Here is a 14792-nt window from a genome sequence, read left to right as displayed (position 1 = left end):
AACCAGTTGTCGGTAGAAACGATGCCCACATTCCACGACAAACCGGACGTTGCGGTAAAAGTAGAAGTGTTATCTGTTGAAGCTGTTGCTGCTACCGTCTTGGTGGCAGCATCTACTTTCAACGTTGCACCCAGTTGGTTCAGAACGATATCACCTGTTGGCCCGGCAGAAGTGTCACCCGCACGGACGGTGATCTTTCCACTCCGGGCAGCAGAAGACGGGTTAACGGCAGCCGTATAATTGATTGTCTGAGCCGCTCCGGTAGTAGGTGTTCCCGCTCCACCGGTATTTATAGTAATCCAGTTGCCCGATGTGATACTCGACGCCCAGGCTAAACCTGCGGTGGCTGTAAACGAAGCATCACCGGTCGCTCCTTTGGCAGCTATACTGTTAATAATCGAACCATTAACGGTCGAACCTGCCTGACTAACAGCTATCTCCTGCTTCAACCCAGTGTAAGCAGCATCACCCACCGAAGCACCGGCTTTCACCGTGATTTTACCGGTACGCACCTGTGCAGACGGATTAGCAGAGCCGGCCTTTACTTGTAATCCTTGTGCACCTGCCGGTGCTTCACTACCAGATGTACCCGGATTAGTAGCCGACCAGGCCAGCCATTCGCCACCGCTCAATGCAGCAGACCAACGCAAACCCTCGGTAGCCGTAAAAGAAGAAGAGCCTTCAGAACCGGTAGTTGCAGCCAAAGAAACAGAACTGCCTTTTGTCAGCGTCGAACCGCTCTGGGTGATCGTTATTTCCTGATCAACTCCATTCACTTCAATGTTAAAAGATACAGACCTCTTGTCTGCTCTGGGATTAGCCTCCACAGACTTAAAGACCACCTTGGCAGGACCCTGGTGCGTAATAGTTGCACCCGAAGGGATGTCTTTTCCGTTTAATACCGCAGACAACCACGCAGGCATATCGAATATCCACTCCTGCCCCGGACGGGCAGTGATCTGTATCTCTTTTTCACCACCTTTTTTGGCAGGCATTTCAGTAGGATCGACCTCGATATCCGGTATCTCGCCAACCGTGATACGCTCGTCGGATACGTCTATACCTACCAAAGTAACATTCATCGTATAATGCGAATTGCGTTCGATATCATAATTATTCTCGTTACGACCGGGATAAAACCGGAACGTAACATCTTTATAAGTAACACCGCCCTGCACGGCATTGCCGGTCAACTCGATACAGGTGGCATTCGTTACGCCACGACCGATCTTCTTCTTTTCGGAATCGACGACGTTGTCACCGCTGACCGTACCCGCCATATTTTCAGGCAAATACCAGTAAACGGTAGCACCAGAACTACTGCCTGTACCGGTATAGTTTTTATATTCAACACCAGTCAATTGTCCTGTCGGAGCCTCCACCTGCGAAACGGATGGAGCATTCTTCAAAGTGACCGATGTAGGGGTAAAAGCAAAATCAGCACCCATCGAATAGCTAAAACTGATCTTGGCAAGGAGACGGGTCAGCTCCACGGTAATATCTTTCACACCGCCGGCAACAACCTCACCTTCCCATTTACCCACCATTTTACACAAGTTATTATCAGGCAAGCCCGTTCCCGATGATGCATATGGCAATGTCTGTTTCTTCAATGTAGTTTCATCGACAACTGCCCCCAGATCACCTGCGTTTGATACGAAATACACATGACTCTTACTACCATTCTGGCTCTGCTTCAGTTTCAGGTTGACAGTAGTGCCGGTCATGGAAGATATATACTGGTTAAACAAACGCTTACCGGTCGTGGCATCATACTGCCCCACCCACAAGCTGGCGATCTGGCTTTCCTGCGCTTCCGACAATGCAGTGGCGGCTTTGGTCTGCACCGAGTCCTTTACTCCGACAGCCAGCGTGTCCGATTCGATCGTACCGGCGGGAGTGAATGTAATGCTACGCGTCACGGGAGTCCGGTTAGCCAGCACATTCAGGTTAAACCCCGCATCCACATCCTTCAAAGCATGAGGCGGGATTACATCCTCTTCCACATCGGTCTGTGTGCAACTGCCGGCAAACAACAGAAGCAATACCACAAACAACCACGCCAACGACAAGCCGATACGTAACCGTCCGATTCCCGTTAAAGGTTTGCGCCTTGTTTTACTTTCTCGTTTCATTGTATTTCGTTTTTAATATATTTTGTTTCAACTATTGTCAGATCTAAATTCTGACAAATAATCAGTTTGCTAATTTCCACCAATAAAAAACCCCAACATTCTTTTGACAGATGATGGGGTTCAGACTACAGGATAATAAAATGTAATCGTTACATATTCATTAAAGTTTCTAGCTTTTTAGCAATAGTATCCGTATCCGGAAGATATTCCCGATAAGCTTCCGGCAACTTGGATGAAAGAGCATAAGTAGCCACACCGATAGGTAAGTTGGAATTTTTCAAAGCATACTCGACAATCATACGACTCTTAGACTTACAGATAATTATACCGATAGAGGAATTCTCATGCGGAAGTTTTACGGTATCATTCAACACATTCAAATAAAACTCCATCTTTCCTTTGTACTCAGGTTTAAACTCACCTATCTTTAACTCCACAGCGATCATTGCCTGTAATCGTCTGTTATAAAGCAGTAGATCAATAAAATATTCTCTATTGTCTACAATGAGCCGATATTGATTGCCAATAAATGAAAAATCTGCCCCGAAATCAATCAGGAAAGCCCTGATATTTTTAATAATAGACTGCTCCAGTTCCTCTTCTGAATATTCATTTTCCAAACCGGTGAATCCCCACGAGTATTCATCTTTTACAGCCAGTATTGCCTGATTCTTTAATTCTTCGGGCAATGTCGTATCAAAATTAGTCTGTCCAAGTAAATACTTTTCAAAGGTCTGCAACTCAATCTTATTGATAAGTAAATCTTTCGTCCAACCATACTTCCGGGTAGCCAAAATATAAAATTGACGTTCCTGTGTATTCTTACACCTGGTCATAATAACAATATGCTTCGACCAGCTAATTTCTCCAACTAATGGTTGGAGAATTGCATCAGCCTGATATTCTTTGTAAAATCGGGCCATATCCCAAAGATTAGAAGTACCAAACCCTTTAATCCCCGGAAACTCTTTCTGAATATCTTTCGAAAGATTCTCAACAACAGATCTTCCCCAGCCCAACTGATTTTGTTGCTCATATATACGCCGACCTAACTCCCAATAAAGAGATATCATTTCCTTATTGACAGCTTTCATTGCTTCATATTGAGCAGAACGAATACGGGATTTAACTTCATAAAGGAATAGGGAATATTCCTTTGTTTCTGAAATGTTTGTGTTATTATTCATAGTTACAGTTTTTGTTGTCTGCAAAGATAACTTTTTTCTCTATTCTAATGAAAATCTAACACAAAATATTCTCTTTTTTCCCTAATCTGAACCCCACCATGTCAAAGAACGCTTCGGTTTTTAATTTTTCCTGCAATCAGAAGAGATCATCAACCTCCACCTACATTCATATCGTTCCAGTTTATCACTTTCCAGGTGGCTACCGTTATCGTCGTTCCGATCCCTTCGTTTATATCGGGATCGGGGTACGGGCTATCGGGGCCTCCCACATTGTCGTCTCTAAAGGCGATTGCATTCCATTCCAGCACCTTCATCAACAAACTGCTTTCATTGTTCTTTACCTCCAAGGTGAAGATGTAACGTTTACCTTCGTCGAAAGAGATATTCTTGTCGATCGTCGCTTTCAGCGTCGCTGTTTCATTATCCCTTACCACCGTTATTTCCACATCGAAAGGCAAGCTGTTTTTAGGCAGGACAACACCTTTGGTTTTATTCAGGCCGCAACCATCCGGATCAGATTCCGGCTCAACAGGCTCAAACTCATCTGCGCTAAAGACGACCTGTGCTTCCACCCCGGAAGCTCCCCCTGTAGGAGAAATCCCGGTGTCGCTACCGGCAATCAGGCCGGCAGCAGAAGAAGAAATCTTTTTGATCACCAAGTCGGTTCCATACAGCTTCTCGAAAGGAAGGGCATTATCCGGCGAGGGAGCCACATTAAAGACCACCTGCGCACATTTCCGGCTGAACGTTCCCAGTGTTACCTGACGGGAGTCCTTCGTCACCGCTACTCCCCGCACAAAAGAGGTCATCACATCTTCCTTATGCGGAAGGCCGGTTATTTTATAATAGCCGTCGTCCCCTTCCTGTAGCGGACGCGCCGGAGAGACAGCATAGAAATCGTATACCCCTCCCCTCACGGTTAGCCCTTTGGCCTCGCCATCTATCTTTTTCCCGTTTCCATCCACACAACAGGGGATCAAAGTGCCGTCGGCTCCTACCGCATAGGTCGCTTCAAACGAAGGGGCGGTCGTAGAAAAAGAGGCCTCCTGAGGCTTATCTCCCACATAGCCGGTAAAGTAAGCACCGATACGCACGGTAGCTCCCTCAGGCAGAAGAGTCGGCAACGGAGTAACTTCCTCCCCCGCACGGGTCAGGAGTTCAGGCACGCCCAAGTCGGGTTTACCGAAACTGATTGCTACCGGCCGGCTCTCTTCCGGCACGATCTCCTCCACCGGGCCTGCCGTACACCCCGCCAGCAGACCACCGGCCAGTAGCCTGATCAGATATAACTGTATTCGATTCCGTTTCATTCTATTCATTTTCAATTCTTAATTGTTAGCGGGAGGGGTATCGCTCCCCGCCCGCCCTGTTTACGGCAACCTATTCTACCGGAACGTCGGTGCTTCCACCTTCATTCCAGCCGGCTACTTGTATATCCGCTATCTCGATGCCTTGCGGAAGCATCTGAATATTATAGATATAATTGTTTCCCTTCAACCAGTTGGCGGTAAAAGTACCGGGAGTACTGCTTCCTTCGCCAGGAGCCATCGTAAAGACACGGCCATCATCGAGCGTTAGCTCCAACGTGACAGCTATGCCCGTCACAGGGATCACCAGCCCGAAGGCCTGTACCGACACCTTTTTAGGATCGGTGACATTCGTCCCTATACCACGCATATCTCCGTCGGCCGTGAACCATAATTCATCTACAGCAGTCGTCGTGCCACTCAACTCGCCCGTTTCCAGACTTAACTTGGCGGAAGTAGACTTTTTAAAACCCGCGCTGCTTTTCAATACGACCTTCTTTACAGTGCTGCCCGCAAAAGCAGAACCTCCATCCGCTTCCAGAATACGGAAACTGACCTTCGCCAGTGCATGATGCATCGTGAGCGACACTTCCGGATTCCACCGGTCGACCTCGGTTGAAGCCTTGCAATACAGGTAATCATCCTGATCGGACTCCCACTGTACATCGGTAGAAGCATCCACCGGATTACCGCCGTCGCTGAAGTAAAACTTCTGCTTATCCAATACCTTTATACTACTCATTAAAGGTACTTTCGGATTGCCTGACAGCGACACGCTCTTCTCCACCGGTGAAAAAGCATACACCGTTCCTTTATCCGAATACAAAAGAAGCTGTTCTTCCCCTTCCGCTAGTTGCCAGACAGCCGGATCGACCTGCGTATTGTAAGTGAACACCTGGGTATTATTTCCGCTGGCATAGACACTCACCGAACCGCTGCTGCTCTGTTTCGTGACACAAAGCCCGACCGTAGTCAACGGATTAGGGTTTGTCGCATCAGCGACAGGACCGCCCGTCACGATACTTCTCGATTCGATCTCTACCGACAAGCCCAGATTCTTTACGGATAAAGGAGTTCCCTTTTCCGTGTTGCCACCTCCTTCACCGTCACCGGCCGTCGGTACAACGATATCCGCCTGTGTACAGGCAGCACACAGCGATAGGAAAACGGCTACGGAAAGTGTATATAGATACTGTTTCATGGGCTTAGTTTTTAATGGAAATGATTACAGAGGGATTTCGTCCTGTTCGTTATCATTCCAGGCTTCAACAGTCACATCCATAACCGTCAGCTTGTTGCGGCCGGCAGAAAGCGTATAGATGTAGTTGTTGTTGGCTTGCCATTCATTGGCAGGCAGGGTAACGGGAAATACCATATCGGCATTAGATCCTTCTTTCAGGGTTATGATCACCTGGATGTCGTCATCGCCGAAAGCGGCGGTCGGATACACGATGGCACTGACCGATTTGGAGACGATCTTGGCATTCACCGTATTGCCGTTAGCGACAAAAGACTGGGCACTTTCCGTTTCGCCGCTCTCCACCTGTCTCATCAGGGTATAGTTGGTGATCGTACGGCTGATATCACCGTCTGTCAGTGAGTTGGGTGTTATCGTTCCGTCGACCAACGACATATAAGCAGTACCCATCTTGAAGAATTTATCTGTACTGCTATCCGTATTTTTGATCTGGAACTTCGTGAAGTTCACATCATTCACACTCAGTTTGCCACCGTCATACACACGGAAAGTGACCATCGCCATGGCATGCTTCATATCCAGGTTGATCTTATAACCGGGATTGACATCGTCAGTATTTTTCGGTTCATCCTCCGGCTTGACAGGCGTTTGCCCGGCAGTACGTCCGTTGTTTACGTAACGACCGTTTTCAGCGGCAAAATACAGGTAATCTTTTTCCGTTGCCAGAGAAAGGTTTAACAGGTCGGTTTTGGGAGTAGTTGCCCATGCACCATCCTTCCAGTATTTCTTCGCATTGTTAGTTGCAGCATCTATCGTTCCGCTAGCCAGAATGGTTACCGGGATTTTCAGATCAGATTCTGCAGATATACTTGAAAGACTAGTAGTTATAGAAGCATCATAAGGATAATAAGCATAGACCATTCCTACTTCCTTGGTCAGATAATAAGGGACTTCCTTAGTATCGGCAAAAGTATTTTTTTTCTCCTTTATGGAAATCCAGCCGGCTCCTTTATCTGTTCCCATATACCACACATGGTGGCCGGTGTATTCCGTACCATCAGGCGTATACCAGCCGTTTGCATTTTTGTTGGTTATCAGGACACCTAATCCGGGTGCATAATCGGCCTCGCCATATTTCGAGATATCGTAAGTAAGAGCCTCTCCGCTTACCACCGATTTGGTAGCCGCTTTGGTGCCGGCATCCACTTTCAGATTAGGTGTGATACCCAAGGCTACCTGATCGCCATCGCCTGAGTCGATAATTAAATCTGTTTCTGTCTCCGAACAGCCTACTGCTGTCAGCAGGGCTATAGCCATAGCCCCCATTGTCATTGTCTTTTTCATTTTCGTTCGTTTTAATATAAATACTAGTTATAACTTATTCTATTACTTAAATCGGTATTTCGCCGGCATCCTGATCCGCCCATCGCTCCACACCGACCGTTGTAGCCTGTATCTTCCGTCCGTCGGTGAAAAACAGGGAGACGACATGCCGTTTGCCGGGCAGGAAGCCGCCCTCTACGGTAACAGATACACGGGAAAGGGTCTCCACCGCATTGCCGTTGCCGTCCTTCGTTGTCGTCACATGCAATTGCAGCGGAGCCGACGTGGCGGGAAGCAGGACATACCCCTGCGCTTCGGGAAGCTCTCCGCCTTCCTCCACCTGGGGAAGAGGAAGTCCGTCAATCTCCTGTACGGATATAGGTTTTATATCTCCGCCAGAAGAGGCATCGGCCAGTACGGGCGATACCGACTGCCATTCCAATTCTTGCCGGGTATGCACAGCCGCCACCTCTATCCGGATGATCTCTCCCCACCGGTCGGCACGGTCGCTGTAGCAAACCAGTCCGAGCTGGCTCAGCAGATGGTAGAACGTACATGTCTTGAGGGGCACAAAGCCGTTGCCCGACAGGTTGCCAGTTGCCATCACATCCGTCATTCCGTCTATCGTAAAGATCGCCCGGCCTGTCGCAACATCGGTTTCACCGGCAGCCGGATAATACCCCTGCATACGGATACTGCTTCCATCCGGCGGATAAAGTTGCGCTTCTTCGAACAACACCGGACGGTTGCCGCTACCGCCGCTCCGAACGGCTCCACATACACTCCATGTACCATATACACCGGAGGTTGTTTCATCCTGCCGGGCAAAACATACTGCCAGATCCTTTTCATAGCCGGAGCCGATTACTGTACGGGTGGATACACCGATCGCTCCCTCCAGGCATACCGTCGTTTCAGCAACCGGCTGCAAAGTAGGATCGTTACCGTCTGAACAGGCCGTTAATGCCCGAAGGCAAGCGATGGTGGCTATCACTATTATTTTCTTCATCTCCTGCTATTCTAAAAAAGGTTATATTCCGGGAGTGATAGTAGAACTGCCTCCGTTACCCGGCTGCCATTCGGCAATGCCGGCTTCGATGGTGATCTCACCGTCGATGGTGAAATTGAGGGTGATCAGGTGCGACTGTCCTTTCTGTGCTCCTCCGCTGATGTTAGTGATGGGAACCTGCAATGTTTTCTCAGTTCCATCGTAAGTAGCCTTCACTTCCAGATTGATAGCGGCAGACTCCGTACCCATATCCGCTACCGGATAAATCATCAGATAACCGGTCTGCGGATCGGTAGCATCGGGGCCGGATACCTCTGCCGGACAACCGATCACATTCAGATCGGTATTGGCCGAACCGGTTGTCGTCAGCGTGGCACCGCTCGTTTTGTCGAGCGACAACGACAGTGTTTCATAAACGTTCTTTACCGCAATAGAAGAAACTTTCGTCCATTTCTTAACTGCTTCCGCCGAACCGGAACATTTGAATTGCAACTGGGTAAGCAGGTGCTGAAAGGTAAACGGGGTAAACTTGGCGTTCGCAGCACCTGTCTGCACTTCTGTTGCCATAATATCTTCGTCGCCTGTAATAGTGTACGAAACTGTAGGGTTGTTTTTTCCACTCAGGGCGGCTTGCGGATAATAACCGATCAGAGTCGACTGCCCATTGGCCGTCATATACGTCTGTGCCGTTGCAAAGGTAACGGAGGTATTGCCGTCACCGCCAAGACGGGTGGCATCGATAGCCGGTGTAGTCCAATCCGTATTTGATACCGGATTATCCAACCGGGCAAACGATACGGCCAGGTCGCTTCCATAACCGGCATCGATCACCGCACGGGTAGCCTCTCCGATACCGGCACTTACCTGCATCGCTTCTCCCCGGCCGGCGATTGCCGGTTCTTCTTCGTTGGAACAACTGCACAAAAAGGCCGTAGCCAACATACTCATTACTAAAAATTTACTTGTTCTCATATTATACTAGTGTTAGAAATTATCAATTATTACTCCGTCACCGTCCCGTTGCCGGAAGCGCCTACCTGCCAGGGAGCGACTGTTGCCGTGCCTTCAATCGCAACTTCACCTGTTTTCAGAAAGGATAGGGTCACCAGATGCGAATTGCCGGCCAAGGCATTCAGTCCTGCCTGGGTAGAAGCGTCTATGATATTAATTTCTTTACTGGTTGTACCACCTTCATAGGTCACTTTTACTTTCACGCCATCGAGAGCCTTCACCATAAAAGGCTCGCCGACCTTCGTCACTTCTTTGGTCAGTTGGATAGGAGCAGTAAGACCCGGAACAGCCAGGGTAGCCGCAGTCCCATAAGTTACGGCACCATCGGCAATCGTCATCGTCTTCGGATAGGCAGCGTCTACGACTTCTATTTTAGATATCTTCTTATCCGGATTCGCCCCCAGGTAACCCTCCGAAGCCTGCACCTGGAAGTTTAGCTGCGTCAGTGTATGGGTGAATGTAAATGCACCTGCGGGAACATCTTTATTTCCACTCACAATACCGCCATACATCACATCTTCCGTTCCTGTCTGCTGAAAGGTCACCACCCCTGATACGGAAGCGATTTCCGGATGCCAGGCTGCCATATATACATTTCCTGCGGCCGGATACACTTTCGATACATTCAAAGGAACCGAAGTTCCTGTCGCCGTTTCGGACGCTACCAACGTGATACTGTTCTGCCAGGCAACAGCAGCCGTCCATGATGCAGGCGGCTGGGTCCCTTCAATAGCTGTAATAGCGGCCGTAAACGTATCACCCGTAACTACCGGTGCTTTGGTAATCGCTCCGCTCACAGTGGCTCCCACCCTGATCTCTGCGGTTTGAAGAGCTCCCTCCTCAGAAGAAGAACAACCGGATACCACTACCGCCAAAAGAGCGGCACACATACAAACTTGTCTCATATTTTCCTTTTATTAAATGATTAAAAACAGATATTCAATCGATAATTCCCGTTCCGTTATTCCCTCTCTTCCACTCTGACACCTGTGCCGCCAGGGAGTAACTGCCTCCCGCACGGAGTATGACAGATAAAAGGTAAGAGGTACCCGGAACCGTATAACCATCCGATTCGTGAAACGATACCGGCAAATTTTCAAAGCGGGTCAGGTTACCCCGGCGATCTTCCAATACCACCGTCAGGCCGACCGTTACTCCGGATTGTATCATGACCATCTCCGGGACATCCAGCCAATCGGAATCCAATGGCAACCGTTCACCGCCATCCGTCCGGTCGAGAACGGTTACCGCTCCTTTTTCACCGGAGAAAGACAATCCTTTATTTGCCGGTGACAAAACGGCTTCACTTTGTACTCCTTCCACAGACAGTCCGAACAATTTCCAACCCTTTTCCTTCCCCGCCGTATCACACTGGAAACGGAAACGGAGCTGAGTCAATAAATGGATGAATACAAACGCTTTCCCCTCCTGCCAAAACATATCCGTCAGGCAACCGTTTTGTTCGCCGGTTACCAGAATATCCTGTTTTCCGTCGATCGACCAGGCTATCTGTCCGTCATCACTTGGCCTGCCTCCGGGAGCAAATCCGCGCAGATAAACACGGCTGTCATCGGATGGATAATATTTCGGTTCCGCCAGGTCAGTGCTCCCGTCAGCCTTTACGTAAGCTTTCCATATCTCTGTATACTTTCCCGATTCATTGCCTTTGGCAAAAAACACCGTATCGGAAAAAGAGAGCTCTCCCGCCAACTGTTCCGAAGAGGCACGAAGCATCAACTTTTGCCCGTCCTCAACCGGAAATCGACCGTCACCGTCCGAACAGCCAGCCATCATCCCCCACAGGAGGAAAGCCAATAGCGGCAAAGGCCATCGTAGCGTATGTTTGTTTTCTATCTTCATTGTTATATTTAATAGTTCAATTATTGCTAATTACCGACTTCCCCTATTCCTTCTTTCCAGCCTGTGATCGTTATCGTTGCGCCATTTACTTCATCATAGGTGACCTCCAGGTCGAGTACGATATAGGCCGATACACTCGTTTCGAATGCGTCGCCCACTTCTCCGGTTATATTGGTCAATGAAGTGATCTCTTTCCCGTCTTTCAATGTGAGCGTCAGGTAAAGTTCGACCGGTTCGCTTCCCGCTGTTCCTCCTGACAGACCGAACAGGTTAAGGGAAGAGGTATACACCCCCGGATCGGCCTGCTCCGGCTCAAATGACATAAAAGCCGGTGTGTCAAACAACGCTTTCCCGGTCGGGATATGTACCTGCGACGAAACACCTGTCAACCGGCCGGATAGGTTTACAGACCGGACATCCTCCCCTCCTGTTACTTTTATATTTAGTTCCAGGGTTTTGACCAGGCTGACCGGATACAACTCCTCCACGACGGTCTGTTCTCCTCCGACATCAATCTGCCGGCAGCCCGTACCGTATAAATTGCCGGGATACGCAATATGGACAGTAGACGATTTTAACCCGGACATCTGCCGCGCATTGCCGCAAGCCTGTTCGTAGCCGTTATCCATATCAAGTATGACATTATCGCAATCGGTATTGCACACCACGACCCTATATTGTCCTGCCGGCAGGGTACCTTCGTAACCCGAAGCACTTCCCCGACGAACTACCGGATGCCCGATTCCGTCTTTATAGAAATAATAAGTCATGCCCGACGGATATTCGCTACGCGTCTGCCAATCCAGATGCAGGCGCACTTTTCCATTCTTCTCCCAATCCTCATCAGGCGTATGGTAGACACACGACGATAGGACAACGGCACCTGCAAAAAATACCGCCCAACCCCTAATTTTACCCTTTTTCTGTTTTTTCATATTTCTACCCTTTTCTTATCTGATTTGAAAACGATACACCAGGCTGACTTTCAGCCCAATCATAAAACCCGTCGATGTGAAACGGCTTTCCAGGTAATTCGTATCGTCTATTTTATCGTAACGGTATTTCTTACCGTCAAAGACCGAACGATAACCCGTCCGCAGACTTGCCTCGGCGCAGAAACCTTTCCCCAAAGGCACCAGGCAACCGATCGAAGCACCTACCGTCCAGAAACGACCCGTCCTGCCGTAAAGCACATCAGGGTCGGGATCAATCTCGCTGCCCCGTACATCGAAATCACCGTATTCGACGAACAGGCCGGTATTCAACCAACTGAACTCGCCGGGAGCCAGTGGCCACACACGGGGTTCGACCGAAAATTCGGACACCGACCAGCGGTCGCGCGTTTTATCTTTATAAGCAAAATCGGAATACATACCCGCCACAACCACCGACCAACGTTCAGCAAAATAACACTCTGCCTCTATATTCGGCATAAACGAACCCCTTTGCAGTTTTACATCTCCTGTCCCTAAACTGATGGACGGAGCCACAGTAAACCAGGGCAGCAGATTCGTTTTGACAGCCATGTGTACAGGACTTACCGCCATGCGGGCAGCAGACGGCCGGACGACAACCGTTACCGGATCACTTTCGTTTGCCCCCACATCTTCTGACGGGATTTTATTGACAGGTATCTCCTTCCTGACGACCCGTGTCTTTTCATGGGTTGTCACCATTGTTGACGAACGAGGATTATCTGACGGCATATCCACAACCGAAGCCAACCGGTAGTCGTCCAGCTCCGAACGGTCGAACAGCGGATCGTCGATACGGTACACCACCCGGTCATAGCCACCTACCTCACCACGACGGTAAAGATCCACAAAAGGATATGCACCGTATTTTTCCAAAGCCGCCCTGACAGCCACCGGATAACGGCTTTCACTGTAACAAATATCCGTATTGGCAAACCAAGGCAGCGGAGATTCCACCAGGTAGACATGTACCCGGTCACGGTAATTACCGCTGCGGTCGATGTAGAACGCAACGCATTCACCCGGAATATCCAAACGCGTTTTAAGATAGGCACGGATACGGGCGGCACGGAGCGAAGCCTCATTGATCACGGCATCCTCTTTAGAGTCGTAAGCACTCACATGCGAGACGATCAGCAAATGACAATCTCCACCCAACAGGCGATTACGAAAAACAGGTAACTGCTGTCCCATACGTTCCAACTGGTAAGCATTGTCGCCATAGTCAGCCAGAAACATATCACTACCTTCTTTAAAAGAGAATAAAAAGAATTCCGCTTTCGTATAAGAAGTCGTCTGAGCATTTGCCTGCAACATACACTGCCCACAAAGTATAAACAGACCCAATGTTGCCTCCATGATCCTTCTACATATTTGCTGCTTCATATTACGCATATTTCGACTTACTTTGATTTTCATTATTACCAACTCTTGTCATCCTTATTTATATAATAAGGTAGAAAGGTAGGAAACAGGCGTTTTAAGGAGAGTCTTTTTCCCTTTAGGAAAGGGAAATCAGGCAGGATTGATGTCTTTTTTAAGGGCTTGCTAAGGAAAAATAAACAGAAATGGGTATAATTTTTTCCAGGCGGATATGAAAAGATGACAGTCCCGCCCCCCTTTATGTCAACACGACTGATAAATCAGGTTGTGAGGCTACAAAGCAGGCAAATAAGTAAAGTTATGTTAAATCATTGTGCTATTTTTTACAAATACATCTGGAGACCTTGTTTATCCGATATATTCTTTCTATGTTTGCATCGGACTTCATCATAAATGACAAACTATACATAGCCTAAGTCTCTGTATATAAGATGAAAAAAGGGTATTCTACCTTATTATATAAATAAGGGTATCGACTACAGACTCACCAAAGCACCTATCTCTCCGGAAACCAGCCTATTAGCCTCCGCCAGTTTATCCGTACTGAAAGCTGTCAGATACGTATGCGTCATTTTCTCCGAGGCATGCCCCAGAGCCTGGCTGATAATCGATACCGGCACATGACGGTGATAGGCCTCAGAAGCCCAGGCATGACGAAAGACATACGTGGTCAACGTCTCCGGCAAATTCAACATGACGCAGATTTCTTTCAGATAATCATTTTGCTTGCTTAGGCAGTATTTATACTGTTCGTGCGAGGCATCCTCCGGCAAGACCGGAAAAAGATACAACGCATCCGGACGGCTGTAGCGGTCTATCAGATGCTGCATACCCGTTGTTATCTCTATCTGGATCAGTATACCCGTTTTCTGACGGTTGTACGACAAAATCCTGCCGTTTTCGATTATATTCTCCCGCGTAAGATGAACCAGATCGACAAAAGGCATACCGCAAGCCATAAAAGAAAACAGCGACAGGTCGGCTGCCAGCTGTTTTTCAGGTTCCTTTTTCAGATCCAGCGAAGCAATCTTCTCGATCACTCCGATCGATACGGCACGTTTGCGTGTTTCCTCCCGCTTTAAACGGACACCCGCGAACGGTGACTCCTGAGGCTTCTTTTTCCAACCCAGGCACGCACGGTTATACATGGCACGCAGGTTGCTGATATAACTGTTCACGCTATTCACACGCAGCCCCTTTTCACGCAGCCATTCTACAAAGGCACGCACCATCTCACCCGTCACACGCTTCAAGGGCAGTTCACGTCCTTGGTTGAAGTTATTAAAGTGGTTGCGCACAGCACGGTACAAGTCGGCAGTACTCTCATCGCCGGCTTGGCGCTTTTCCTGCTCCTGTTTAAACATTTGAATTCTAAAATCTTTGTTTTTCATACTCTTTCCCTCTA

At 48.5% G+C, this 14792-nt stretch carries 12 protein-coding genes; all 12 read right to left on the bottom strand.

Going from position 1 to position 14792, the window contains the following annotated elements; all coding sequences use genetic code 11:
- Positions 1-2135: BACON domain-containing protein (locus M1P97_RS03825; RefSeq protein ID WP_249388416.1), on the bottom strand; the 2135-nt coding region annotated here is incomplete at its 3' end.
- Between the two features lie 149 nt (positions 2136-2284).
- Positions 2285-3322 carry a PDDEXK nuclease domain-containing protein gene (locus M1P97_RS03820; RefSeq protein WP_195372221.1) on the bottom strand — a complete coding sequence of 346 codons (1038 nt, stop codon included), beginning with the start codon at positions 3320-3322 and terminating at the stop codon, positions 2285-2287.
- A 149-nt stretch (positions 3323-3471) separates the two neighbouring features.
- Positions 3472-4632 carry a BF2992 family fimbrillin-A clan protein gene (locus tag M1P97_RS03815; RefSeq protein WP_249388415.1) on the bottom strand — a complete coding sequence of 387 codons (1161 nt, stop codon included), beginning with the start codon at positions 4630-4632 and terminating at the stop codon, positions 3472-3474.
- A gap of 70 nt (positions 4633-4702) precedes the next feature.
- The gene (locus M1P97_RS03810; RefSeq protein ID WP_249388414.1) at positions 4703-5830 is read right to left on the bottom strand and encodes a fimbrillin family protein; all 1128 of its coding nucleotides are present in this window, start codon (positions 5828-5830) and stop codon (positions 4703-4705) included.
- Between the two features lie 24 nt (positions 5831-5854).
- Positions 5855-7171 carry a fimbrillin family protein gene (locus tag M1P97_RS03805; protein WP_249388413.1) on the bottom strand — a complete coding sequence of 439 codons (1317 nt, stop codon included), beginning with the start codon at positions 7169-7171 and terminating at the stop codon, positions 5855-5857.
- Positions 7172-7217: 46 nt separating this feature from the next.
- Positions 7218-8159 carry a fimbrillin family protein gene (locus M1P97_RS03800; protein WP_249388412.1) on the bottom strand — a complete coding sequence of 314 codons (942 nt, stop codon included), beginning with the start codon at positions 8157-8159 and terminating at the stop codon, positions 7218-7220.
- A gap of 21 nt (positions 8160-8180) precedes the next feature.
- Positions 8181-9131 (bottom strand): fimbrillin family protein, encoded by a 951-nt coding sequence (locus M1P97_RS03795; RefSeq protein WP_249388411.1) that lies wholly within the window; start codon positions 9129-9131, stop codon positions 8181-8183.
- Positions 9132-9160: 29 nt separating this feature from the next.
- On the bottom strand, positions 9161-10075 hold the full coding sequence (locus M1P97_RS03790; RefSeq protein ID WP_249388410.1) for a fimbrillin family protein: 915 nt from the start codon (positions 10073-10075) through the stop codon (positions 9161-9163).
- 34 nt (positions 10076-10109) lie between these two features.
- Entirely contained in the window at positions 10110-11030 is a 921-nt protein-coding gene (locus tag M1P97_RS03785; protein WP_195372228.1) for a fimbrillin family protein, read from the bottom strand.
- Positions 11031-11056: 26 nt separating this feature from the next.
- The gene (locus tag M1P97_RS03780; protein ID WP_249388409.1) at positions 11057-11965 is read right to left on the bottom strand and encodes a DUF5119 domain-containing protein; all 909 of its coding nucleotides are present in this window, start codon (positions 11963-11965) and stop codon (positions 11057-11059) included.
- A 15-nt stretch (positions 11966-11980) separates the two neighbouring features.
- On the bottom strand, positions 11981-13363 hold the full coding sequence (locus M1P97_RS03775) for a DUF3575 domain-containing protein (protein WP_249388408.1): 1383 nt from the start codon (positions 13361-13363) through the stop codon (positions 11981-11983).
- Between the two features lie 500 nt (positions 13364-13863).
- Positions 13864-14778: a tyrosine-type recombinase/integrase gene (locus M1P97_RS03770; protein ID WP_249388407.1), complete on the bottom strand. Its 915-nt coding sequence runs from the start codon at positions 14776-14778 to the stop codon at positions 13864-13866.
- Positions 14779-14792 lie beyond the last annotated feature (14 nt).

Origin of the sequence: Parabacteroides leei, from assembly GCF_023369805.1 — a bacterium.
In the GTDB taxonomy this organism is placed as follows: Bacteria; Bacteroidota; Bacteroidia; order Bacteroidales; family Tannerellaceae; genus Parabacteroides; species Parabacteroides leei.
The sequence above is the reverse complement of the archived record's forward strand: the minus strand, read 5'-3'. Positions and strand labels throughout refer to the sequence as shown.

Bases quoted from the DNA above. Each gene is read 5' to 3' on its own strand.
- M1P97_RS03820 (WP_195372221.1), bottom strand. From the start codon at position 3,322: ATGAATAATAACACAAACATTTCAGAAACAAAGGAATATTCCCTATTC.
- M1P97_RS03780 (WP_249388409.1), bottom strand. From the start codon at position 11,965: ATGAAAAAACAGAAAAAGGGTAAAATTAGGGGTTGGGCGGTATTTTTT.
- M1P97_RS03775 (WP_249388408.1), bottom strand. From the start codon at position 13,363: ATGGAGGCAACATTGGGTCTGTTTATACTTTGTGGGCAGTGTATGTTG.
- M1P97_RS03790 (WP_249388410.1), bottom strand. From the start codon at position 10,075: ATGAGACAAGTTTGTATGTGTGCCGCTCTTTTGGCGGTAGTGGTATCC.
- M1P97_RS03810 (WP_249388414.1), bottom strand. From the start codon at position 5,830: ATGAAACAGTATCTATATACACTTTCCGTAGCCGTTTTCCTATCGCTG.
- M1P97_RS03800 (WP_249388412.1), bottom strand. From the start codon at position 8,159: ATGAAGAAAATAATAGTGATAGCCACCATCGCTTGCCTTCGGGCATTA.
- M1P97_RS03770 (WP_249388407.1), bottom strand. From the start codon at position 14,778: ATGAAAAACAAAGATTTTAGAATTCAAATGTTTAAACAGGAGCAGGAA.
- M1P97_RS03805 (WP_249388413.1), bottom strand. From the start codon at position 7,171: ATGAAAAAGACAATGACAATGGGGGCTATGGCTATAGCCCTGCTGACA.
- M1P97_RS03785 (WP_195372228.1), bottom strand. From the start codon at position 11,030: ATGAAGATAGAAAACAAACATACGCTACGATGGCCTTTGCCGCTATTG.
- M1P97_RS03815 (WP_249388415.1), bottom strand. From the start codon at position 4,632: ATGAAACGGAATCGAATACAGTTATATCTGATCAGGCTACTGGCCGGT.
- M1P97_RS03795 (WP_249388411.1), bottom strand. From the start codon at position 9,131: ATGAGAACAAGTAAATTTTTAGTAATGAGTATGTTGGCTACGGCCTTT.